Below are 23,707 nucleotides of genomic sequence, written 5' to 3'. Positions count from 1 at the left end.
CGACGACATGACAAGCCGTCACTCCCACCAGATCGCCGGCCCTATGCCCCACCAGCGAAAACGCAGTCCTCACGTCCGGAAAGACAACAACTTCTAAGCTTGATGTTTAACCTTGCTGCTGTTTCAGGCGGAGATGTTCGGTGAGGGTTTCGACTCGTTTCACGGTCTTCCCGGGTTCGTGTCGTGGTGCTGGCCTGCGGTTCTTCGAGCCGGGTGGGCGTCCGGGGCCGGGCCGGGAGGGTTGGGGCACGCCGGCGGGTCGGGCGGGAGGCTGTCGCACGGCCTACTCCTTTCGGGAGTCAAGGGCGCGATTTTGCGGTGCCAGCGAGGAGCTTGCTGAGGTTGTGGACGGTGCCGAGGAGCTTGATCTCGGTGTCGACGGCCCGGCGCCCGCGGTAGTTGAGGTGTCGGCCGAATCGCTGGAAGAGCTGGGCGAAGCCCGGCTCGACGAGCGCGCTGCGCTGGCGGTACTGGGCCCGGCCGGTCGGGGTCGCTAGGCGGTCGGCCATGGCCTGTTGGCCGGCGGGGGCGGTCTGGCGCTTTGCGGGGAGTCCTGCCTGGTCAGCCTCGCTGGTGACCGAAACCAGTAGAGGCAGGTCGGCGAGTTCTTCGAAGGAGGCGGCGCTGGCGTATCCGCTGTCCGCGAGCCAGAGCAGGATGTCGCCCGGAAGACCTGCCGCGTGCTGGTTCTCCTGGGTCTTCCTGACCATCGGGATCAGTGCCGTCCGGTCCGACGGGTTGTCGTGCAGGTCGACGGCCAGCAGTATCTGGCAGCGTGCGCATACGATCTGCAGGTTGTATCCCTGTAGGTAGCCGCCTCGTTTGCCCAGTTGTAGCCGTGAGTCCGGATCGCTCAGGCTGGCGACGGCGGTTGGGGAGGGCACCGGCTCAGGGCTGCGTGCCCGCTCCAGGTGAGCGAGTGCCTTCGCCAGTCGGGCCCGCTGCCGGACCAGGACCGTCTTGTTCTCCATGGGCACAGGCGGTCGGCCGTTGGCGGCCCGACGGCCCGCTGCCCGGTCGGCCTCGGTCCGGGCCTGGTACTTCCTCAGTTTCTCCTGATGGGCCGCCGTTTCGGCGGCCAGCCGGTTCTCCGCGCGGGCCACGATGCGTTCAGCGGCCTCGACCTTGATCCTTATCTCGTTGGCAGACGGCAGGGCCCGCTGATGGAGCCGGTCCCGGGCCGTGCGGGCCCGGACGAGCAGATCACACAGGCGTGACAGCCTCGGCCAGTCGTCACGCGGCGGCTCGTCGTCAGCGTCCGTGGTGTCGCCGGTCTCGACGCGCCGGGCATGGTCGCGCGCGTCGTCCATGAGCGCGCTGATCTCGTCCTCGCACCGGACGATGACGGCTTCGAGACGTGGCAACTGCTTGTTGGAGTCACGGGAAGCGTTCGCGTCCATCGGCGAGCCGTCCACCGCGACCGCCGACAGATCGACCAGCCCCCGGCTGCCGCACAGGGCCAGCACCTGCACGAACAGCTGGGTCAGCGCGTCGCGGTGACGCTGGACGAACCGCGCGACGGTGGAATGGTCCACTGCGCGGTTCGCGGTGATGATCCGGCACCCCAGATCGTCCCAGCAGGCCCGCTCGATGCCGCGCGAGGAGCGTATGCCCTTGCTGTAGCAGTAGAAGATCAGCGCCACCATGGCGGCCGGTGGGTAGGCGGCGCCGCCCTGCCCATCGGCACGATAGCCGTCCTCGAACGCTGAGAGATCGAGCTCTTCGACCACCTCAAGCACTCTCCAACACAAGTGCCCCAGCGGCAGCCACTCCCGAGCACTCCTCGGCATCTCAAAATCACGTTCGCGGTCGCACAGCAGGAAGTTCCGCCCCACCGGTCCAGACTGCCAACGTCCCCGCAACAACTGGGAGCGAACATCGAATCGCTCTTGACTCCCGAAAGGAGTAGGTCGTGCGACAGCCTCGCGGTCTTCACGCGGAGGTGGCGGAACCCCCGGCGGACCCGGGCGGGGGTGAGGCGGCGGGGCTCGGCGGGCCGCTCCCAGGGGCGGCGCAGATCCTCGGCGAGCGGGCGGGCGAGGCGGAGCTGGGTGTGGGCGGCGATGATCAGCCAGGTCCACAGGTCGGCGGTCGCGGGGTCGCGGACCTTGGGGACGGTCCAGCCCAGGGTCTGCTTGAACAGCCGGAAGGTATGTTCAAGATCGAATCTGCGAAGGAACGCCTGCCAGCGCAGGTCGACGTCCTGGGCTGTCATGCCGGTGCGCGAAGACCACAGCCACACCGGTTTCGGGTCGCGGTCGCCGGGCAGGTACTCGACCTTCAACCGAATCAACGTGCCGTGGATCAGGGGGAGTTCACCTTCATGGTCAAGCCACGGACCTCGGGCCTGCAGACGGGGGTGCATCCGGTCCCAGGCGAGGGCTTCGGCCCGGCCGTAGCGGCTGGTGTCGCAGGTGGTGGCCTGGTCGGGAGTGTGCCAGGAGTCCGGCTTGGAGAAGGTGAGGACCCCGCCGTGCTTGCGGGGCTGCCCGCCGCGTGGTGTGGAGCGGCGCGGTCCGGCGTCGCGGAGCATGACCCGGTCCGAGCGCAGCCGGCCGACCAGCTCGACGGGCAGGTCGGACAGGACGTAGGCAAGGCGGGTGACGTCGTAGCCGGTGTCCATCACGACGAGGATGTCCGCGTCGCCCGGTCGCCACTGCCCTGCCTGCACGAGCCGGGTGACGACCTCGCGTAGCTGGGTGGCGGTCACCGCGGTGGCGTCGTCGGCCGGCCCCAGCCGAATCGCGTCCAGCACGGCGGTCCAGGATGTGCGACCCGTCTCCAGGGCGGCGACGAAGGAGTAGGGCCAGCCGGGGATGAACTGATCCGCGCTGCGGCCCCTGCCGTAGACGTGACAGAAGAGCAGGTCCGGGCTGGTGGGGGCATCGGGACGCAGCCAGTTCGACACGTCGACAGCGAGCACGATCCGCCCGTCGGCCGCACGCGGCAGTGGTGTGGAGGCAAGCAGCCTGCGCAGGCGGCGAGGCTCCAGCCAGCCGCTGTTCAATGCGTCGTACATCGCCCCGTGCCCGCGCCGGTGCTCGGCCGTGAGTGTCAGCTCGACCAGCGACTTGACCGGGCCATCAGCACACAGCACCGCGTCGGTCAGCTCGAAGAGCGCATCCGCGCGAGTGTAGAGGCAGTCGTAGAACTCAACTCGAAAGCGGGACAAGACCCCCAACGCCTCGACGGCGGGGACTTCGGCAGGAAGACTCATCCTCAACGGCCGCTCCTTCACGCTGCGTTACTCGACATCTCGAAGCGTGGAGGACGGCCGTCTCGCATACCGCTGGAAATGGGAGATCTCGGCAGGTCGGGTGACGTGCGAGGTTAAACATCAAGCTAAGGCCACTCACCGCAGTCAGGAGCTCTCCGGCCGCCGCTCCGATGACGCGGTCGCGGAGGAGCATGAGTTCTGGCGCTACGCAGTCGCCTCGCAGGAAGCGACAAGAACCGTAGAGCTGCTGCCTGACCCGGTGTCCCTTGCGGGGAGCCGGAACGTCAGCGAGAGGGACTGTCCGACGCTGTCTTGTGTGTCGGATCTTGATGACGGTGACGCGTCTGCCATACAGAGAGGATGCCCCCCGGATACCCGCACACTGCACCGACGCGCATCGTTGGAAGACCAGCGGTGTCGACCGACTCATGGGTTGGTCCCTGCTCCTGCATGGAGACAAGGAGCGGGCCATGTTCGCCGTCGAGTCTGAGCGCTCCGTGCCACGAGACCGCCCGATTGTCGCCGGTTGAATCCGCTGTTCTGTGACTCGCCCCTTGAATGTCGGTGCCTCCCTCTACGGTGGAGATCCGGATGCCGTCGGGGCAACGGGGAGGGGCGACAGGCGTGCGTAGGGTTCCACCTGAGATGTTCCGGTTCACGACGGTGGAGAGGTCCGATTTGTATGGGGCCGTGCTGGACGTCTTCGGCGTGGCCGGTGAACACCTGGAGACGGCGCTGGGGCTCGACGCGGTGCGAGAGCGGCTGCGCGGGGTCGGCTGGGTGGCGGCGGTCGAGGATGAGGATCTGCATGAGGCGCTCAGGAAGCTCGTGCAGTGGGAGCTCCTGGATGTGGTGCACAACCACGCGGAGAACTACCGCACGGCCGAGGAGTACGAACGGCGCAACCTGCAGTATTCGCTGACCCGCCGGGGCGAGGCTGCTCTTGCCGGAGTGCGGCACGCGCTTGAGGTTCTCGCCTCCACGGGCGCGCTGCAGACGGCCGTGCTGGAGGCGATCGCCGACCGGCTCGGCGAGCTGTGCCTGCTCTCCGGTGAACCCGCGTCGGCCGATCGGCGGATCTTCAGCACGCTGCGGGAGCTGGAGGGGCATCTGGACGCTCTGGTGGAGAACACCAAGGCGTTCAACGGCGAACTGCAACGCCTCCTGCGCGCCGAGGGCGCGGATCTGGAGGTGTTCCGCGAGGTCAAGGCCGCCACCGTCGCGTATCTGCAGGAGTTCCTGGTCAACCTCGACCGGCGCGGGCAGGCGGTCGCCGCTGCCGTGGCCCGGGCGGAGGAGCGGGGGACCGCCGTACTGCGCGAGCGGGCCCTGCGCGGGGCAGAGCTCCCGCCGGTGGCCGGTGAGGATCCCGCAGCCGGCTGGCTGGAGAGCAGGCGGGCGCGCTGGGCGGGCCTGCGTACGTGGTTCCTGGCGGACGACGGTGCCCGACCTCGGATCGAGCAATTGCACGACATAGCCCGGCGAGCCATCGTCTCGCTCTTGCAGGTTCTGGAACGGATCAACGAGTCACGGCGCCGCTCCTCCAGCGCCGTGCAGGACTTCCGGGAGCTGGCACGCTGGTTCGCGGCGGCCCCCGCGGAAGAGGACCTGCACCGGTTGTGGTCGGCGGCCTTCGGGCTCGGTTCGGCCCGCCATGCTCATCTCGCCCACTCCGACCCCGAGCTGATCCCGTCGTCCCATTCCTGGTCCGAGGCCCCACCGGTGGAGGTGTCGGCGCTGCTGCGGACCAGTGGACGGACGGAGCGGTTCACTCGCACGGCCAAGGTGCGGGACGTTGCGGCCGTCAGGGCGGAGCGTGCCGAGCGGGCTCGCGCGGAGCGAGCGGAACTCGCACTCGCCTGGCAGGTGCTGGAGACAGACGGACCTGTTCGTCTGTCCTCCTTCGGTACGTTGGATCCCGCTGTCTTCGACCGTTTGCTCGACCTGTTTGGCCGTGCCCTGGCCGCCCGGCCGGACGCGAGCGGCTTGAGGCGCGCCACGACGGGAGACGGCCGGGTGGAGATCGCCCTGGCACCGCCTTCCGATAAGCGTACCGCCGTACTGCACACCGCGAAGGGCTCATTGACCGGACCGGACTACGTCGTCCACATCACAGCGGCTGGTGGAGCGAGCGTCTTCTCGGCCCTCCGTGCCACGCCGCAGGAGGCCGCAGGATGAGCACCCTCGCCAACCAACTGGCCGCCGCGGAACGGGAGGACCTCGCGCGCGCCATCCGTCTCCTCCTGGCCCGCCCCCTGCTTACCGAGACCGCCGACCCGACTGGCTTCGAACTGGTACGACGCCGTCGCGAGTCGCTTGCCCAGTGGTTCGACTACACCTGCGGCTGGAGCTTGGTGGTGGAGCCCCGCCGAGGTTACGCCCGCCTCACCAAGGTGCGCGCCAACCCGGACGGCTCCCGCCCAGCTCGCAGGGCGCGTTCAGGCCGGGCCCCGTTCGACCGTCTGCGTTACGTGCTGCTGTGCGTGACCGCGGCCGAGTTGCTGTCGATGCCGATGACAACTATTGGCATGCTCGCCGACCGCGTCGTCCAGGCCACGGCGGCCGACCGGGCACTGGCCGCGTTCGACCCGGTCCACAAGCCGGAGCGGATGGCATTCGTCGATGTCCTGAAGCTGCTGGAGTCGTACGACGTGCTGCGCGCGGTGGATGGTACGACCGAGGCGTACGTCGAGTCCGCGGAAGCCAAGGTCCTCTACCGCGTGGACACCACCCTGCTGATGCGGTTGCCCGCCGCGCCCGTCGGCGCCTCCCGACTCGCCGTGCCCCCGGACGAGGTGCCCGCGCGGTTCGAGGAACTCCTCACCGGCCTGGTGCGGGAGCGCCGCTACGGCGGCGCGGTCGTCGACGGCACGGCCGACGAGACGCACAGCGAGAGCGCCGCCACTGATGCACAACGCAATCTGAGGCTGCGCCACTCGGTCCTGCGTCGCCTCTTCGACGACCCCGTGCTGCACCGGGCGGACCTCGCCGAGGACGAGCTGGCCTACATCTCGTCTCTGACTGGACGTCAGATCCTGCGTCGCTCGGTCGAACAGGCCGGCTTCCTCCTGGAGGAACGCGCGGAGGGCTTCCTGCTCGTGGACCCGGATGGGATCGCCACCGATGTCCGCTTCCCCGACGACACCTCCACTGCCAGGGTTGCCGCACTGCTCCTTCTGGAGCCGCTCTGCGCCACGCCCGCCGGAATGCTGCCCGAACAGCTTGCCGAGGCCGGAGCGGGTCTACTGCGCCGCTTCCCGCGCTGGGCCAAGGCGTATCAGTCCGAGGACGGCGCGGTCCGGCTTTCCGACGACGCGGTACGCGTCCTGCGTGATGTCGGGCTCGTCCGCGCGGCCGGGGGGCGTGTCATCGCATGCCCGGCCGCGTACCGCTATCGCCTGACGGAGACGACGAGTCCGGATCCGGATGACGAGCTCGGACCGGGGTGGGACGTGAGCCAGCGCGAGAGAGCAGGCGCCGTGGTTTCCAGTGGCGCTGCGGCAGAAGGGGATCAGCAGTGAGTGTGACAGAGCTTCCGGTCCCTCGGCGGCCCCAGTCCGCCGAGTCGCCTACGACACAGGCAACGGCGGTGGATGCGGCCCGCAGCCGCTGGCAGCCGCACCGCGCGGGCATCCTCAACGTCTGGCGCTACTACGACGAGACCTTCACCTTCCATCAGGGCCGCCTGCTGCTCCGCGGCCAGAACGGTTCGGGCAAGTCCAAGGCCCTTGAGCTTCTGCTGCCCTTCCTCTTCGACGCCAGCCTGCGCCCCAACCGCCTGTCCACGTTCGGCGGTTCGGAACGCACCATGCACTGGAACCTGCTCGGCGAAGGCGCCGCCGGCAAGACCCGTGTCGGGTATGTGTGGATGGAGTTCCGCCGCGTCGGCGACGATGGCGCCGAGCGGTGGTTCGGCTGTGGTGCGCGTCTGCAGGCGAGCGTGCACACCAGCGGGGTACATACCGACTACTTCACCACCGGCTCCAGGATCGCCCACCCCGCCGGCGTGCTCCTCGTCAACGAGGCGGGACAGCCGCTGACACGCGCAGCGCTGGTCGAGGCCGTGCGCGACCGCGGCGACGTCCATACCTCGGCCACCGACTACCGCACGGCCGTAAGACGTGAATTGTTCGCCGGCATGGGGGAGCAGCGTTATGAGTCGCTGTTGTCCGCCCTGCTCCAGTTGCGCCAGCCCAAACTGTCCGAACGGCTCGATCCGTCCCTGCTCTCCACCCTGTTGTCCCGCGCCCTTCCCCCACTGGGCGAAAGCGAGATCGCTGAACTCGCCGAAGGCTTCGAGCGGCTGGACCGCCAGCGCGAACACCTCAAACGGCTCGACGACGAGGTGACAGCGGCAGAGACCGTCGCATCCCGGCAGCGCGCCTACGCACGACGTGTCCTGCGTGCCAGCTCGGCCGCGCTGATTTCGGCGACCACGGAGATGGACGACCTCACCCGCGCCGCCCGCCAGAGCGCCGAGGAACTCGAACAGGCGCTGAAAGAACGGGAGTTCGCTCAGGCCCGGCGCGAGGAACAGGAACTGCGCGCGCACGCCCTAGAGGAGACCGTCGAGGGGCTGCGCGAGAGCGACGCGTACAAGCAGGGCGAGGAACTCGACCGGCTCCGCCGTCGTACGGAAGAAGCGGCAGCCGTCGCCGGGCGACAGCGTGCCACTGCACAGGCCACTCAGATCAGTGCGGAGGAGGACCAGAGGTACGCCGACGAGGCGGCGGCCCAGGCCCGCACCTTCGACGAGCACGCGCGCGAAGCCGCCGAGGAAGCACGCCGGTCGGCCCGGGCGGCGGGTATGGAGTCGATCCATCATGAAGTGAAGACGCTTCTCGACACGGATTCCGTAGTGAACCTCGCAGACAGACCGGGGCACGAGGCCGGTGGCCGTCGGCCCTTGGGTTCGGCCGGTGCACACACGTCGGGCGAGCACGGGGCACGACAGGCCCGCAGGCTGCTGCGGGGTGCGGTCACCGCCCGACGCCAGCAGGTCGTCCTCATCACCGAGGCGATGGACGAGCACGATCGCGCGGTACGCGACCGGGGTGTCGCCGAGAGCCTGCTGGAGGACGCCCGTAGCCGGCTCGCGGAGGCGATCGCGCGGCGGGACGAGGCGTCCGAAGCCTGGGACGGTGCCCTTGCCGTACAGGCGGAACGGCTGCTCGCCTGGGCTGGCGACTGCGCGGAACTGCGCATTGCCGACGCCGGGGAACTGGCGGCCAGAGCCGCGACCGAGGCCGAGGTGACGGCGCTGGTCGACGCCGCCGCACGCCCGCTGGAACAAGAGATCGCCACAGCGGAGGCCACCGCGCGAGCGGCGCGTCTGAAGCTGCGGGACGAGCGGAGCCGACTTGAGGAGGAAGTTCGACGGCTGAGCGACGAGACCGACCTGCCGCCTTTGCCCCCTCCCACCCGCACCACCGTCCGCACTGCGACGGCGGGCGCACCCCTGTGGCGACTGGTCGCCTTCCACGAAGGTGTTCCGCTCCCCGTGCAGGCCGCGGTGGAGGCGGCACTGGAGGCATCGGGCCTCCTGGATGCCTGGGTCAGCCCCTACGACGGGATCGCCCTGCCAGGGCACGACACCCGAGCCGAGGCGGCCCTGGCCGTGACCGCCTCGGGGCCCAGTCTGCTGGAGGTGCTGAAACCCGAGGAGGACACCCCCGTCCCGGTCGACACCGTGACCCGCATCCTCGCCGGTGTCGCGTACGGCACTTCACTGCCCGGCGGTCACCCCGCGGCCGTCTCCGCCGACGGTGCCTGGCGTCTCGCGCTCGCCACCGGAACGTGGAGCAAGCCGGAACCCGCTTACATCGGTGCCCTCGCGCGGCAACGGGCCCGGCAGCGCAGGATCGGTGAACTGGCCGAGCGCATCAGCGAGATGAACGCCTCCCTCGCCGCGCTCGACGACCAACTGCGCGGCCTCGGCGCTCGCCGCGCCCGGCTGGACGCAGACCGCGCGGCTCGACCCGACCACCGGGAACTCGACGCCCGTCGGCGTGACTGGGATCGAGCCGAGGAGAAGGTGGCTGCCCGGGACGATGCCGTGCGCGACGCGGCTGCCCATCTGGCCCGGTGCGAGACCAAGGTGGCAGGTGCTCTGCGCACGCTCAGCCGTCAGGCGGCTGAACATGGACTGCCCACCGATCGCGACCGGTTGCATGAGCTCTCCTCCGACATCGACAGGTTCAGGGACACCGCCGACAGTTGGGTGGACGCCCGTCTCACCGCGACCGCCGCCGCGGACAGGGCACGTCAGATCACCGCGCAGGCAGACCGCTCGCGCCGAGCTGCCGAGGATCAGGGCGAGAACGCCGCTGCCGCCGAAGCCGAGGCGGCGGGACTGAAGGCGCGCCTGGAGGCGGTGGAGGCCACCGTTGGCGAGGACTACCGGAAGATCGTCGCGCGCGTCGCCGAGGCGCGCGCCGAACTGCGGCGCTGTCGTGAGGAGGCCGGCCGGGCGGCCGATCTCCTCCTGCGCCTGGAAGGCCGTATCGGAGGTCTGCGAGCAACCAGTGGTCAGGATGCCGAAAGACGGGAGCGAGCCGTCGCCGCCCGGGACCGTGCGGCGCACCGGTTCCGGCATCTGTGTCTGGTGGGGCTCGCGGAGGATGCGAATATCACACCGGAACTCGACGCCGGAGACGGCGCGAAGGCCACTCTGGAGGCCGCCCGTGCCACAGCGGCGAAGTGGCCCGGCATCCCGCACGCCCCACGCAACCTGGGCGATGCCGCGACCCGCCTTTCCGAAGCGGTCCACGAAGCCCGCCAGCGCCTCGGTGCCCGTGTCGACCTGGATCTGGAGCCCGACGACGACATCCAGCTGTTCACCGCCACCCTGGACGGCATGCGGGTGGGGGCGACGGGCCTGCTCACCACGCTCACCCAGGAGCGCGACCGCAGTAGTGACGACATCAGCACCGCCGAGCGGAGCCTCTTCGACCAGATCCTCACCGGCGACATCCGCCGTCACCTCGCCGCCCGCATCCGTCAGGCCGGCGAACTCGTCCACCGTATGAATGGGCATCTGGAGCGGGTTCGTACTGCCTCCAACGTCGCCGTCCAGCTTGTCTGGGACGTGCGTCCGGATCTCCCGGAGGGTACCCGCACCGCCCGTCAGCTGCTGCTCAAGGATCCCGGCCGGGTCGACGAGACCGACCGGGAAGCCCTGCACGCTTTCTTCCGCGCCCGTATCGAGGAGGCCAAGGGCAGTGACACGGCCGCGAGCTGGGAGGAGCAGCTGGGCGAGGTGCTCGACTACACCGCCTGGCACCGCTTCACCGTGCGCCTCGATCGGGCGAACGGAACCGGCTGGCAGCCGCTGACCAAGAAGCTGCACGGCGCACTCTCCGGCGGAGAGAAGGCCATCGCCCTGCACCTGCCGCTGTTTGCCGCCGTCGCCGCCCACTACGAGGCCCTGCCGCTGGCACCCCGCCCCATCCTGCTCGACGAGGTCTTCGTCGGCGTGGACGCGGTCAACCGCGGACAGGTCTTCGCCCTGCTCACCGCACTCGACCTTGATCTCATGGTCACCTCCGACCACGAGTGGTGCACCTACGGCGAACTACCCGGCATCGCTGTCCACCAACTCCTCACCGACGGGGACGATGACGCTGTCACCAGCGCTCGCTTCGTCTGGAACGGCACCGATTTGGAGGCGGGATGACCCACACCGAACCGGCCCCGGGTGAACGCACCCTGCGCCGTCCCGAGCTCCGCCCGCTCTGGCACACGGTCCACAGCCGACTGTCCTCCGGCCGCCCCGTCACACGGGTGCGCCTCGGACCGCTTGACGAAGCTCAGCGTGAGGCTCTCGCCGACCTTCTGGGTCTGGACCGCCTGCCGGATCCTCACCCCTCCGTCTCGCTGGCCCACCTGGAAGAGGCCGTCACCGAGCTGTCCGGCTTTTCGGTGCGTGAAACCGTCACCGAACTCGTAGGCCCCCTCGATGATCGCGCGACAGAACGACGCCGTAAGGAAGACGAACGTGCCGAGCTGTGGGCATGGTTGGACGGCCATGCCACCGTGCGGGCCCAGCCCGCGCTTGCCGGCTGGACCGCCTCGTGCCGAGCCAACGGCCTGGTCGGTGGCTCACCGGAACTGACCCGAAACCTGCTCGCAGACGCGTTGACAGTGCTCGCGGAACTCCCGGCCCAGGCCGAGCCCCTGCCCGTCTTCGCTGCCCGGGTCCTGAAGGGCGACTCCCACGCACTCGACGACGGTACCCGCCTGTCCACACTCGTCCTTCGTGCTCTGGCGACCCTTCACGACACCGCCGCGCCGGAGTCCGCGGCGGACCGGCGCGCCCTGTGGACTCGCGCGGGCCTCGCCGACGACGACCTGTCGGCCACCGTTCTCGTCGGTGGACTACGCCCGGCCGGTGAAGGCCCGCTCGCCCGTGTGGCCCGTGTTTGTGCCGAGGCTGGTCAGTCTGCCAGTCTGACCCTCGCCCAACTGCGGGCCCCGGGCGAGTTCACCCTCGCCTCCGATCCGACACCTGTCGTCCACGCCGTTGAGAACCCAAGCATCCTGGCTCTGGCCGTACACCACTTCGGCCCGGACTGTCCGCCGCTTGTGTGCACATCCGGCTGGCCCAACAGCGCGGCCATCCACCTCCTCCGCCTTCTCGCGGATCAGGGCGCCATCCTCCGCTACCACGGCGACTTCGATGGCGAAGGCATCCGCATCGCCGCCTATCTCCTGGACAAGACGCCGGCCCGCCCCTGGCGCATGACGGCGGTGGACTACCGTGCCGCCGCAGCCCGCACATCGCACGGCCCCAAGCCCGGCCGACTCACCGAGGCTCCCTGGGACCCCGAGCTGACCCATGCCATGGCCGAACTCGACACCGCCGTAGTCGAGGAGCTGGTGGCTGACGTCTTGTTGGCAGACCTGGTCGAAGCGATTGAGTGAGGAAGCTGCTCCGGCCAGTCGTGACGCTCGTTTACGCTCCGAGTGCCCGAAGGCCCCTCCGGCAAACCGGGAAATAGCTGTTGGCCTGCTGATATGTCACGTCCCTCGCTTTGTGACATGTTCCCGATGACACATCACGCGGAACGGATGGCACCCACGGGTGGGTATGCCGCCGATGCCTCAACACACCGCTCCCGCCTGCGTGATCAGTCCGGATCCACGGCACTTCCGGTTGCGGGCGACGCACTTCGATCACGTTTTCGGAGGTGACGCCTCACGGGCGTGGGTGTTTGGGGCAGCGGCGGCACCTGGACGTGGACACAACGATCAGGTGCTGTTCTGTCCCAGGAAGAATGTGGGCTCGCTGAAGCCACTCGACCGGGGCCGGTCAGGGCTGCGGGGCGGACTGCACCGTGCTACTTCCAGTTGTGCTCGGCCAGGGTTCCGGTGTCGTTGAGGTAGCCGAGCAGGCCGGCTTGCGGGTATTCGATGATGTCGTCTGGCAGGTCGTGCACGGTGAACCATTCGAGTGCCAGGCACTTGTCTGGTTCCTTGTTGACCGGGATGCCTTCCCACGTGGTGGCCTCGAAGAAGAAGCCGATTCTCTCCACCTGGGCGTCCTGCCGGTGGTGCACGACCTGCACGAGGAGAAGGTGGGCGGGGTCGACGGTAATGCCGGTCTCTTCGAACAGTTCGCGGGCGGCGCCGTCGGTCAGGGGTTCGCCGTGGTCGAGTTTGCCGGACGGCATGTGCCATCTGCCGTGACCGTAGGGGCCGCCCCGTTGCGAGAAGAGGATCTTGTCGCCGTCGCGGAGGATGACGTGGGTGTCGATGACGGGCTGTGCCGGTTGTCCGCTCATGTTTCCTGGGGGGTTGGACGGGTGGGGGAGGCGTTCGACGCTAGCGGCAGAGCCGGGATGGCGTCGGCGATTCGGCGTGCGACGTCCGATGGTGTGGCGTTGCTGGTGTCGAGGAGCAGCACTTCCACTCCCATGGCAAGGAGGTAGGATGCGGCCTCGGCGTAGAGGTCGGCTTCCCTGCTCGGTCCGGTGGGGTCGAGGTGCCAGCGGTGGGTGATGCCCCGGGTGGCGATGCGCTGGGCGATGAGGCCGGGGTCGGCGGTGAGGATGACGGCCAGGTCCGGCAGCAGCACGTGGCGGTTGAGGACGAGCAGGAAGTCCAGTGGGACGCCGTCGAGTTGCTGCAGGACGAGGGTGGAGGGCAGGTAGCGGTCGCTGATGATCAGCTGGCCGGCCTGCAGCGCGGGCTCTATCTCGGTGTCGATGTGCTCGTAGCGGTTGGCGGCCACCAGGCAGGCGAGCGCCAGGCCGTGGATCTGATTGGCGTGGCTGCGGGTGAACTGTCCCAGGTCGCTGGTGGTCGGCTCGACGGTACGCCGGGCGGGGCGGCCCTGTGCGGCGAGGTGGTCGTGGAGGGTCTGGACGGTGGTCGACTTCCCGACGCCGCTGGGCCCGTCGATGGTGACGAACCACCCTGTGCGGCCGCTCGTCATGCGGCGGCCGCCCGCCCGCCCTCGTTCCGTTCGTGCTGTTCGCGGGTGAGCGTTGCGAGCGTTGCTCGGATCCGCTGCAGGGGGACGTCGCCGAACTGTATGCCGACGGAGAAGTTGAACTCGTCGCGCTGCCGCATCGACTCGTGCGCTCCGTCGCCGGTGAGGTCGACGTCGCCGTAGGCCAGGAGGGCGTCCGGGGTGTGGCCAGCCTCGATCAAGGTGTGCCACACGGGCGTGCCCGGGTAGGGGCGGAACTCGAAGACGCTGGCGCGCACGTCGCCGCCGTGCCGGTCGGAGATGGCCCAGAGGTTTCGGATGTGGCGGACCGTCGCGTCCAGGTCGCCCTGGGTCTCGCCGGGGAAGCCGAGGATGAAGTAGCCCTTGACGCCGATGCCGTGCAAGACCAGGCGGCGGGCAACGCGTTCGGTCATCTCGGCGTTGATCCGCTTGTCCATCGCTTGGAGGATGCGGTCGCTGCCGGATTCGATTCCCAGGGCCACTTCCCGCAGGCCATTGGAGACCAGGCGTTCGAGGTCGCGGTCGGAGAGCCGGTCGAGGACGTTGATGCGGCCGGTGGCGTCCCACACGTACTTCTCGCCGATCCGGTGTCGGGAAAACGCCGCCATCTGTTCGTCAATGACGCGGCCGACGCCGAGGAACAGGTCGTCGACGAAGCGAAAGGCGGTCACACCGTGTTCGGCGTGGAGTTGGTCGAGCTCACCGATGATGTTCTCCGGGGTCCTCACCCGGATGGCGACGTCGGGGTTGGCGCTGGCGGCGGCGCCGCAGAACGTGCAGTTGTACGGGCAGCCGCGGCTGCCGACGATGTTCGCCTCGATGTGCCCGTCCCGGACGGCCGCCGCACGCCAGTCGGCATGGCCGCGGTCGGCGAGTCGCCGGTCGGCGGCAGTGGGCGCTGCCCGGTATGGATCTTGGGGGAGGAAAGCGCGGTCGACGTAGGGCAGGGCGTTGATGTCGGGTCCCAGCAGCGTCGCGCTCGTCTTGGGGTCCGTGACGCCGGCTGCACGCGTGCCCAGCAATCGATCCCGCCACAGGACACCGGGCAGTTCCCGCCGTCGCTGCTGGTCCTCCAAGAGCGCGGCGACCCGCAGTTCGCCTTCACCGAGGACGAGGGCTTGCAGGTTGGCCATGCGGGGATCGGCCAGGATGCGGTCGGGCATCGCCTTGGCGTGATGCCCACCCACCATCAAAGCGATGTGCGGATCGAGCTGGGCGGCGATCCGCGCGGACATCTCGTAGGTGGGCGCCAGGAGGTTCATCGCCGCCCACCGAGGCGCGGCCGCGTTGCAGATCTGCGCTGTCTCCTCCAGGCCCAGCCCGTGCGCTTCAGCGTCGAGCAGCCCGACGTTGAAACCGGCCTGCTTCGCGTAGGTGGCGATGTAGGCCATGCCGAGCACGGGGAGCGTGTAGTCGTTGGTGCGCGGCCGCAGGGTGTAGTCGCGCAGCGGCGCATTCACGAACAAGGCGTCGAGCGAGCGCCTGGCGTCGGCGCCGTTGATCAGCGGTAACTGCGGCATGGGTCCTCCAGGTCATCGGGCATGTGAGCCCCAGGTGAGGGTGGAGAGGGTCAGGGTGTGCAGGGCGGTACGGTCGGTGCCGGCCCAGCCGGTCCACATCGGGCCGAACGCCTTGTCTTTCTTGCCGGGCCACGGGTGGTCGGGCGCGATCTGGGCGGCCCAGGTCCGCACGGCGAGATCGTCGTGCGGGTAGATGCTGAAGTCGCCGGTGAAGTCGGTGGCCGCCGCAGCAGCAGTCCATGGCCCGATGCGGGGGATCCGCGTCAGCGCGGTGACGAGGCCGGCGCCGTCCATGCCCTCCCATTCGCCGTGGTGCTGCCCGTAGTGGGTGGCCGCTGCTTGCAGCGCAGAGCGGTGGAACTTCGCACCGACGCCGGCGAATTCGTCATCGGCCAGGGCGAGGACCTCCTCGTGCGTGGGCGCGAGGGCGAGCGTGCCGAACGGGCCGTCGACGGTGGTGCCGAAGGTGCGGCACCAGGTGCGGTAGAGCTTGCGGGCTTGGTCGGCCCGCACGACTTGGCGCAGGATGGCGGTGGTGATCGCGTCCCACAGCCACGGGTTCGCCGGCCGCTGTGAGACGCCGAGCGCCTGCAGAGCGGTGCGGAGCGCGGCGGGGGCTGCGGCGGGAAGGCGGGCGGGATCCGTGGTGACGACCGTGGGCTTCACGTCCTCGGTGCCGTGCACACAGGCCACATGCAGGCCGCCTTCGTCGTGGGACAGGGCCCAGATGCCGGAGGCCGTACGAACGGCACGCGCGCGTGCCCCGTTGTCGAACGTGTGCCAGGCAGGGTGATCGGTCGTCAGAACGCTGGTCATCGGATGCTCCTCACGTTGCACGGTCGGTTCGCCGTAGCCTCTCGCACCACGGGAGTTCGACGCGCGCGGGCGCGGGAAAACCGGGAAGGCGTCAGTTGATGAGCCGGCGCTGGATGAGGTAGTCGCGCATCCGCATGTACTCATCGACGGTCACCGGCCGCGACTCCACCGCCTGCTCACCGGGCTGGGCAGGGGCCGGCCAGGTCTCTTTCCCGGGCATCAGCTCCTGGGCCGCGTGGGAGCGCTGCTTTCGGCGCGGGCCGCGCACGAACAGGGTGACGGTGTCCGGCTCCATCACCGCCTGGTGCACCATCGCCTCACCGAGCGTGTACGCGCTGCCCGGCCGCTCGATGGTCACGATTCCCGGCTCGAGGTCGGCCCCGGTGAACGGGCCGTCCCAGCCGTTCGTGCGGCGACGCACCACATGCACGTAGCCGCCGGCGAAGATCCGGGTGGCGAATGCATAGCAGTGGTCGTGCGCCACGCGCTGGTTACCGGGCCGCGGGTTCATGTTCAGACGGATCTCGAAGCCTCGGTCCGCAGCCTGATATAGCGACAGCCGGTTCAGCAGCAGCGTGACGCGGCTGGCGGCCAAACGATCCGGATCGTGCAGCACCTCACTGACCAGCCGGGTCAGCAGGTCTCGGTCCCCGGCGAGACGGTCCAGCAGGGTGCAGCTGATGCGCTGCACGTCGCGCAGGTCACGCGAATCCAGTGACGGCACAGCGTCGAGCCATGTGGTCGCCGTCCTCATCAGCGGCCACCCGCCGGGGCACTGGCAAGCTCTTCGAGGACCCAGCGAGCACGCCAGGCAGCGGCCGCGTATTCATCGCCGGACAGCCGTTCACCGGTATCGAGCGTGGTATGGGCGGCGAGTACCTGCAGGCCGTCGTCGCTGCTCTGCGTCGCGCACAGCGTGCCAGGATGCACAGCGAACACCTGCTCGGGCCCGAAGCTGCGCGCGTACTGCGGGCGCCCAACCTGCATGTCGCTGGGCTCCTGGTACATCTCCAGCGCCACGGTGCCCGCAGCTGTGAGGACGACCGCGGGACTGTCCACCAGCCACAGCGTCATAGCAGACTGGGCCGCGACCCGCAGATAGACCGCGTGACGGTCCGGTACCGACACCGGCAGGTAGGCATAACCGTGAGCCAGGAACGCGTCGGCCGAACCGTGGGTCTCGCTGCTGAGGACGCTGAGGACTCTGGAAGCAAGGGCCGTGAGCCATCCCGTGCTGCCAGTAGCGGAGATCTCGGGGATCTCGCCAGGGTCTGGCCCGTGTTCAAGTAGCTGATCGACGAAGGAGGGGAGTAAGGCCTCCACGACGTACCCCCAATTGGGTGAGTCGGATGGTGACGGATGCCCCGGTGCCGGGCCACCGGGGGAGTGGAAGGCGGCCCGGCACCGGGTTGAGGCCCGCCCTTCCCCAAGCCTCATACGCGTCGGGAAAGGGGCGGGAGCTTGGTGTTGGCCGTTAGCGGTCGGGGAGATCATCCAAGGCGATGACGGTGTAGGCACGGAGTCTGCGGACCATTTGGGAGGCGAGGTACCAGCGCAGCCCCGGATGCCCGTAGGGCAGCGCCTCGTCGGTAGCGGGCAGGGCCTGCAGCCCTCCATCGCCGTACTGGTAGGGGGTGCCGATCACTCCGTACAGCGGCCGGCTCTGCACCAAGAACACGGTCGGCCGACCGGCGAGATGAGGGCACTGCTCCGCCGCCGCTCGCGCGTGCTTCAGACACACCGGCGGCTGCGCGGTACGCACCACCACATCCTCGGACCGCACCTCATTCGGTCCGGCGAGGAAGATGATGCCGTGGTGGGTGCGGGCGCTCCGGGCGCAGACCTGGCAGCGCAGCTGCTCCATACATTCGCGCTGGCGGGAGGGGTGGACCATCCGCCACCGCGGTCGGCCGGTGGGCAGGCCGTCGACGCCGATCGTTTGGGAGCAGCGACCCCACAGGACACCGCGCAGGTCGCGGTCTTCGTGCAGTTCGTTCCAGTAGCCGAGCTGCAGGCGCCCGTCAGAACCGTACGAGCCGCGCAGTGATGAAAGGTAGTGGGGGTGCTCGCCCTCGCGGCTGGTGATGTACGGCACGAGTCGGCGGGTGGTCGGGCTGGATGCGCTCATTGGGCCGTCCTCATCGATGTACTGATCAGCCTTGCGGGCTGCTCGGCCATCACCGTCGAGTCGTGCCTACGCGTTGGGATCGGCACTGCAGGCGCAGTCATCGGGAGAACTCCGAGGCAGGTGCTTGATTGGCATGCAATGGAGCAGGCATCGGCTCCTTCGGAGCGAGTGGCAGGTCGCACCAAGCGAGGGTTCCGTCCTCGTTGAAGCCCCAGGTGCCGCCGAGCTCAGTGATCAGGAGGTCGACGAGGCGCAGGCCGCGCCCGCTTTCCGACTCGGGGCCAACGTATTGCGGCTCAGGGACGGCCGAGGGCGACCCGTCGTGCACCTCAAGGCGCAGTTCGTCACACGCTGGCATCCAGCCCCGCACACCCATCGACCCGCATCGACCGTGCTGTACCGCGTTGGTGCACAGCTCCGAGACCACGACGAGGACGGCATCGACGCGGTCTTCCGGCATCCGGCAGTGGCAGCGGATCCACGCCCTCGTGACGCGTCGGGCCACTTCCACGCTCCACGGCTCGGGCCGGATGGCTAGGCCGAAGGCCGGCAGCACAGCCGTCGGCACCTCCCCGATGGGACGCGGGAGCGCCTCTAACAGGCTGGTCGATCCGACATCTCTGGGGGGCATGGGGGACTCCCTGGTCCACGGGTGAGCTCGGCCTGCACCCTCAGCGAGGGCTTGGCGATCAGCGTTCACCCAGTCCCCGTGGCTCCGCCATGACGTGAAGGGTGTCCTCTGCACCTCTTGTGAGCGACGAATGTGGCCGCGGGGTAGCTTTGAAGTGGCTTGTAATCAAGGCGAGTTGCCGCGGTTGGGCGCAGCGGTATCCCCTTCCCGACAGAAGGGATCGATCCGCAGGCTCACCACGCAACCGTGGCGCCGGGGACTGGGGGCGACATGAGAAGTGCTCCGAAAACACTGCTCGCATGGCTGTGCGACCGGGACAGGCTTCCCTACGGCCGGTTCGAGAAGAGATTCACCGAGACAGCAGAACGTCTCTTCGGTCGGGACCCCAACAACCCCACCTGCGGCGAGACACAGTTCCGGCGCTGGACGGGCGGCAAGCTCGTGGGCTTGCCCGGCCCCGACACCTGCCAGGTTCTCGAGGCCATGTGGCCCGGCCACACCGCGGAGCAGCTGTTCGGCCCGCCGCCGGAAACCGATCCCCAGGCACCCGCGTTCGACCTGGAAGAGCGAGTCCGCATGACTGCACGTGAAGCCCATGACGGCGCCGACGCGACCGCCGCGGCGTCCATCTCCGACAACACCATCGACGAACTACGCGACCAGGTGGTGATCCTTGCCCGGACCTATCACACAAGGCCGCCGGCGCAGGCCTACGAGGACGCCGACAGGCTCCGCCAGGACATCGAGAGCCACCGGGACAGGACACAAGTCCCCTTCCAACAGCAGGAACTGATGATCCTCAACGGGCAGACGGCCGCCCTGTTGGCGGTTGCCGCCTTCGACCTCGGCTACTTCCCCAGCGCCCGGTCCCTGGCGCGTACGGCCGCGCTCTACGGTGAGACCTCACGGTTCGCACCTCTGCAGGCGTTCGCCGACGGCACCTTGGCCTACATCGCCTATCACACCGGGGACGCGACCGAAGCCGTGGCAAAGGCCAACCGCGCTTTGTCCCACGGAGGGGTCGGCGACGTCGCCCACCAGCGCCTCTACTCCATCCAGGCCCGCGCTTACGCACACCTCGGCGATGTCGCAGCGTCACAGCGCGCCATCCAGCTCTCCGGACAATCCGATCAAGACCTCCGCGACGTGCTGCACGACGTGGTCGGTGGAGAGTTCGGGTTCTCCGCGGAGCGCTTGGCCATGTCCACCAGCACCACGGCGCTGCTCATCGGGGACGCCGGGCAGGCTGAAACTGCGGCCCGTCGCGCCCTGGCGCTCCTCGCACACAAGCCGCACGGGCAGCAGTCGGCGCACGTGCGGGCGGGCGCGGCCGCGGATCTCGCACATGCCCGCCTCCTGGCCGACGACGTCGACGGCGCAGCCGAAGCACTTGCGCCGGTCTGGGAGGTTCCCGTCGACCAGCGCAAGACCGGCATCGTCGTGCGGGCCGCCCGCATCAGGCGACATCTATCGCAGCCTCCGTACCACGGGGCACAGCTTCCCCGTGAACTGCGCGAGCGGATCGAGGACTTCACCCGCGTCTCCCCGCCCTACCGGATCGGCCCGCACGTGGGCCTGCTGGCGATCGAGGCCTGATCACAGCGAGGTGAGAATGCTCGCCTCTTTCTCCGCAGCGATCCCGTGTGCCGCCCGCCTTGGGTGGTCCACGGGGCGCCCGTCAGCAGCCCACCATCGCCACGTGTCCCGGATGGTCTCGGCGATCGGCCGACACCGCAGACCTGTCTCCATGGCGCGCTGAGAGTCGACTGCCCACACCCCGGCATGCGTGCGCCACAGCGGTAGCTCGGTCCACTGCTTCACGCCGTGCTGGGACAGCACCCTGGGGTCCGCCCAGATGGGGGTGCCGTCGCCGCCCGTCGCGGCCAGGCACTCGTCCAGGAACCCGCTGAACGAGATGCCGTCGGGGTGTGCCACGTTGAAGCCCCCGCTACTTGAGCCGGCGGCCTGAAGGAGAGTGAACTCCGCGACGTCGCGGACGTCGACGGGCTGGATCCGCTGTTCGGCCGGCGCCGGCGCGAGGATACGCCCGCCCCGCTTGGCCCGCTCCAGCCACCAGGGCAGACGGCCGACGTACTCGCCGGGGCCCAGGATCACGCCGGGCCGGAGGAACACCGCGGCGTCTCCAAAGGCTTCCGTCACGGCACGCTCCCCGCCGGCCTTCTGGAAGCCGTACTTGGTGGGGCTGCCGTCCTCGCCCGTGTATCCCAATGATTCGTCGGCATTGGCAGGGCAGTCCAGCAAAGGCGATTCCTCGGTCAGCGGCTCGTGCGGCCACCCTGCGTAGACGGAGACGGTGGAGATGTGCACCCAGCGAGCGGCCCGGTCCTGCAGGGACGTCGCGGACAAGAGCACGTCCCGCGGGGAGAGTTCCGAACTGGACGTGTCAATTACGGCATCCCATGGGCCGAACTGTGCCAGCTTCACCAGGTCCTCGTGCACCGTGCGATCGCCGTGCACGGCCTCTACGCCCGGCACATCAGCCCCTGACCGGCCGCGGTTGAAGGTGGTGACCGTCCACCCTCTCGACAGTGCGCGCTCAGCGATGGTTTTGCCCAGGAACCACGTGCCGCCGATGACAAGAATCCTCATGCGCCGATCCTGCCCTTCGGAGCGTAGTGAAGGACAGAGAGACCCGTGAGAACGGCTCGTTAAAGATCACCGGTAGGAGACATACGACGGTCCAGGGGCGGGGAGCCGCCAGAAGCGGAGACGTTTGGGCTGCGCAATCTGGCCGGATGCGCTGCGCAACGCTGTGACCTGCTGTGGTCGGGACCTTTCCCCATGGCCGGTCCTCCGCGAACTGCTCACGGTATGGCGGAGAATGGCACCTCAGCGAATCGCGCTCGCTCGTGCGGGCATGTGCAGCCGACCGGGTTGGCTTCTGACCTGGTCTGCGCAGTGGCCGCGCAGGCGTGATTGCGCTGGCTCGCTGTTCTGGGCCGGGGTGTGTGCAGGGACTGTCTGGCTGCGCACCCATGGGCTCGACAGCCCCCGCTGGGACGGGCAGTCGCTCTCAAGCAGCCACCTCGATGTGGCGATGCTGTACGTACGCCCTGCTCGCTCGTGACGGGTCCGGCGCCTGGGATCGGGCGCTGGCGTGGTTCACCGCCGCGCTCCGCGAGCCCATCGCGGCGGCGGGCAAAGCCCGCCTGTGGCACGGCGCTCCCGCTGTTGTGTTACCCGATAGCTGCTCCAGGCGATGTCCCGTTTGAAGCAGTAGTGCGCATCGGGGTCATACGGGGAGGCCCAGCGCGTATTTGAAATCGTTCCTCGTGCGCACGGCGCCCGCCGCGGCGCGATCCGACAGGTTCTCCGCGAACTGCAGCACCGACACCAGCGCCAACTGCCCCGGTGAGAGCCTCGGACGGCCATCGGACGGGTACAACTCCGCGAACTCCTCGTTTTCGAACAGCACATCCAGCCGGTCCCGCACCGCCAGCGTCCCCTTTGGGCACGCCGCCCATACCGTGCACACCATCCTCACCGGAATCCGCTGGAAGCTCCTCGACCGTAATGACACCGCACCCAGACCCCAAAACCCGAGGCCGCCCCGCACTCCTCCAGCGAAGCATCGCGCGAACCCACCGTCAGCACCCCACACAAGATCACCAACAGGGTCAAGGCAATGAGTTGCGCACGGCTGGTCGACCCAAAGGGCCCCAACACCCTGACCACTGCCGTCCCCCGCGACCCATGGCCACAGGGACGGCCTACCACTTACTGAGACACGCTCCTATCCCCACAAGGTTGCCTGTCGGCCACCAATACCGCAGGGGCCTTGGCGCCGTAGATGCACATGGCACCGGCGAAGCCGCCACGCGGCCACGCAATCTCCCTGGTAGCGCGTTTCTGCTGGTCAGCGCGGGTGGCGTAACTCTGGCGTAACCTTTCCGGCGTACCTTTCCTCAGCGGCCGAGACAGCCGGGATACCACTGGAGAGCCCGCGGGAAGGAGGCCGAGATGACGCATACGCAGGCCGACGGTCCACCGATCTGCCAGGCGACCTCACGGTCACGGTCACAGCGGGCACGGCAGGCAGCCGACGTCCTACGGCAACGGATCACCTCCGGCGCTCTGGGCGACGGGCTGCTGCCCGACGAGGGGGCCCTCGGGGCACAGCTGGGGGCGTCGCGCAACGCGGTCCGGGAGGCGCTGGACCTGCTGCGCTCCGAGGGCTTGATTATGCGACGACGCGGGGTGGGCACCATGATCGTGATGCCCAAGTATGGCCACGGCCTGGACCGGCTCGCCGGCCTGGCTGAGATGCTGACCGGCTACGGCACGGTCACCAACGACGTGCGTGTCGCCGAAGTGGTCACGCACCCCCCACCGGCCATCGCCGAACGACTGCAACTGGCCAACGACGCGGGCGCGGTTCGTATCGAGCGGCTGCGCCGGGCCAACGGATCGCCGCTGTCACTCGATACCAGCTACCTCCCTCTCGACATCGGACGCCACGTACTGCGCGGTGACCTGGCTGGTACGGACGTGTTCGCACTGATCGAGCAGGCCACGGGCTGCTTGCTGGGCAGCGCGGAGGTGACCGTGCACGCGGTAGCCGCCGACGTCGATACCGCCGCACTGCTGGAGATCGAGGTGGGGGCGCCGGTGTTCGCCATCGAACGGCTCACCCGCCTGTCGGACAGGCGCCCGGTGGACGCGGAGTCGATTCACATCCGCGCCGACCAGCTCGCACTGCAGGCCACGGTGTACCGCCAGCCGCCAGCCGCCAGCCGCCAGCCGCCAGCCGCCAGCCGCCAGCCGCCAGCCGCCAGCCGCCAGCCGCCGACCAACCGACCCGCTGTCGAATCGGATGAACTGACTAATTGTCACCTGATGTACCGCATCTGGTCTGGGGCGGATGACCTGGCCCCGGCGCGTCCTGATGGGACCTGACTCAAGCAACGATCGTGGAGTTCTG

General features: G+C 68.9%; 16 protein-coding genes and 2 pseudogenes. 6 read left to right on the top strand and 12 right to left on the bottom strand.

All coding sequences use genetic code 11. The features are described 5' to 3' along the window. Window positions 1-299: 299 nt before the first annotated feature. Window positions 300-1,730 (bottom strand): transposase, encoded by a 1,431-nt coding sequence (locus tag ABZ904_RS39485; protein ID WP_361005060.1) that lies wholly within the window; start codon window positions 1,728-1,730, stop codon window positions 300-302. Window positions 1,731-1,936: 206 nt separating this feature from the next. After that, window positions 1,937-3,217, bottom strand: a pseudogene (locus ABZ904_RS39480) (NF041680 family putative transposase); the annotation flags it as partial. A gap of 645 nt (window positions 3,218-3,862) precedes the next feature. Here ABZ904_RS39480 and ABZ904_RS39475 point away from each other — a divergent pair. From ABZ904_RS39475 to ABZ904_RS39460, 4 genes are read left to right on the top strand one after another with little or no spacing between them, the layout of a single operon-like run. Continuing rightward, window positions 3,863-5,395: a TIGR02677 family protein gene (locus ABZ904_RS39475; RefSeq protein ID WP_361004366.1), complete on the top strand. Its 1,533-nt coding sequence runs from the start codon at window positions 3,863-3,865 to the stop codon at window positions 5,393-5,395. Next, window positions 5,392-6,738 (top strand): TIGR02678 family protein, encoded by a 1,347-nt coding sequence (locus ABZ904_RS39470; protein ID WP_361004369.1) that lies wholly within the window; start codon window positions 5,392-5,394, stop codon window positions 6,736-6,738. The genes ABZ904_RS39475 and ABZ904_RS39470 overlap by 4 nt, the downstream gene beginning before the upstream one ends. After that, window positions 6,735-10,892 (top strand): TIGR02680 family protein, encoded by a 4,158-nt coding sequence (locus ABZ904_RS39465; RefSeq protein WP_361828948.1) that lies wholly within the window; start codon window positions 6,735-6,737, stop codon window positions 10,890-10,892. Before ABZ904_RS39470 ends, ABZ904_RS39465 begins: the two co-directional genes overlap by 4 nt. Then, window positions 10,889-12,139: a TIGR02679 family protein gene (locus tag ABZ904_RS39460; RefSeq protein ID WP_361004375.1), complete on the top strand. Its 1,251-nt coding sequence runs from the start codon at window positions 10,889-10,891 to the stop codon at window positions 12,137-12,139. The genes ABZ904_RS39465 and ABZ904_RS39460 overlap by 4 nt, the downstream gene beginning before the upstream one ends. Before the next feature lie 416 nt (window positions 12,140-12,555). Here ABZ904_RS39460 and ABZ904_RS39455 read toward each other — a convergent pair whose 3' ends face one another. From ABZ904_RS39455 to ABZ904_RS39420, 8 genes are all read right to left on the bottom strand, one after another. After that, window positions 12,556-12,999, bottom strand: a complete 444-nt coding sequence (locus ABZ904_RS39455; protein WP_361004378.1) for an NUDIX domain-containing protein — start codon at window positions 12,997-12,999, stop codon at window positions 12,556-12,558. Continuing rightward, window positions 12,996-13,652: a dTMP kinase gene (gene tmk / locus ABZ904_RS39450; RefSeq protein ID WP_361828945.1), complete on the bottom strand. Its 657-nt coding sequence runs from the start codon at window positions 13,650-13,652 to the stop codon at window positions 12,996-12,998. The genes ABZ904_RS39455 and tmk overlap by 4 nt, the downstream gene beginning before the upstream one ends. Further along, the gene (locus ABZ904_RS39445; protein ID WP_361828943.1) at window positions 13,649-15,190 is read right to left on the bottom strand and encodes a radical SAM protein; all 1,542 of its coding nucleotides are present in this window, start codon (window positions 15,188-15,190) and stop codon (window positions 13,649-13,651) included. The genes tmk and ABZ904_RS39445 overlap by 4 nt, the downstream gene beginning before the upstream one ends. A 12-nt stretch (window positions 15,191-15,202) precedes the next feature. Then, complete coding sequence (locus tag ABZ904_RS39440; RefSeq protein WP_361828941.1) at window positions 15,203-16,006, bottom strand: hypothetical protein; 804 nt, start codon at window positions 16,004-16,006, stop codon at window positions 15,203-15,205. Between the two features lie 91 nt (window positions 16,007-16,097). Beyond that, entirely contained in the window at window positions 16,098-16,760 is a 663-nt protein-coding gene (locus ABZ904_RS39435; protein WP_361828939.1) for a hypothetical protein, read from the bottom strand. Beyond that, entirely contained in the window at window positions 16,760-17,329 is a 570-nt protein-coding gene (locus ABZ904_RS39430; RefSeq protein ID WP_361828937.1) for a hypothetical protein, read from the bottom strand. The genes ABZ904_RS39435 and ABZ904_RS39430 overlap by 1 nt, the downstream gene beginning before the upstream one ends. Before the next feature lie 151 nt (window positions 17,330-17,480). Continuing rightward, window positions 17,481-18,134, bottom strand: coding sequence for a hypothetical protein (locus ABZ904_RS39425; protein ID WP_361828935.1), 654 nt, complete (start codon window positions 18,132-18,134; stop codon window positions 17,481-17,483). Between the two features lie 97 nt (window positions 18,135-18,231). Then, window positions 18,232-18,702: an ATP-binding protein gene (locus tag ABZ904_RS39420; protein ID WP_361828933.1), complete on the bottom strand. Its 471-nt coding sequence runs from the start codon at window positions 18,700-18,702 to the stop codon at window positions 18,232-18,234. A 333-nt stretch (window positions 18,703-19,035) separates the two neighbouring features. On the opposite strand from ABZ904_RS39420, the gene ABZ904_RS39415 reads away from it, so the two are divergent. Continuing rightward, window positions 19,036-20,361: a DNA-binding protein gene (locus ABZ904_RS39415; protein ID WP_361828931.1), complete on the top strand. Its 1,326-nt coding sequence runs from the start codon at window positions 19,036-19,038 to the stop codon at window positions 20,359-20,361. Here ABZ904_RS39415 and ABZ904_RS39410 read toward each other — a convergent pair whose 3' ends face one another. Both ABZ904_RS39410 and ABZ904_RS39405 read right to left on the bottom strand, forming a co-directional pair. After that, on the bottom strand, window positions 20,362-21,375 hold the full coding sequence (locus ABZ904_RS39410) for an NAD-dependent epimerase/dehydratase family protein (protein WP_361828929.1): 1,014 nt from the start codon (window positions 21,373-21,375) through the stop codon (window positions 20,362-20,364). It lies immediately after the preceding gene. A gap of 652 nt (window positions 21,376-22,027) precedes the next feature. Further along, window positions 22,028-22,264: pseudogene (locus tag ABZ904_RS39405) on the bottom strand (transposase); the annotation flags it as partial. A gap of 482 nt (window positions 22,265-22,746) precedes the next feature. On the opposite strand from ABZ904_RS39405, the gene ABZ904_RS39400 reads away from it, so the two are divergent. Beyond that, window positions 22,747-23,682, top strand: coding sequence for a GntR family transcriptional regulator (locus tag ABZ904_RS39400; protein ID WP_361828927.1), 936 nt, complete (start codon window positions 22,747-22,749; stop codon window positions 23,680-23,682). Window positions 23,683-23,707 lie beyond the last annotated feature (25 nt).

The sequence above is a fragment of the Streptomyces sp. NPDC046900 genome, assembly GCF_040644975.1.
In the GTDB taxonomy this organism is placed as follows: Bacteria; Actinomycetota; Actinomycetes; order Streptomycetales; family Streptomycetaceae; genus Streptomyces.
Note: the sequence above shows the minus strand (reverse complement) of the source record. Positions and strands in the feature narration are given on the sequence as shown.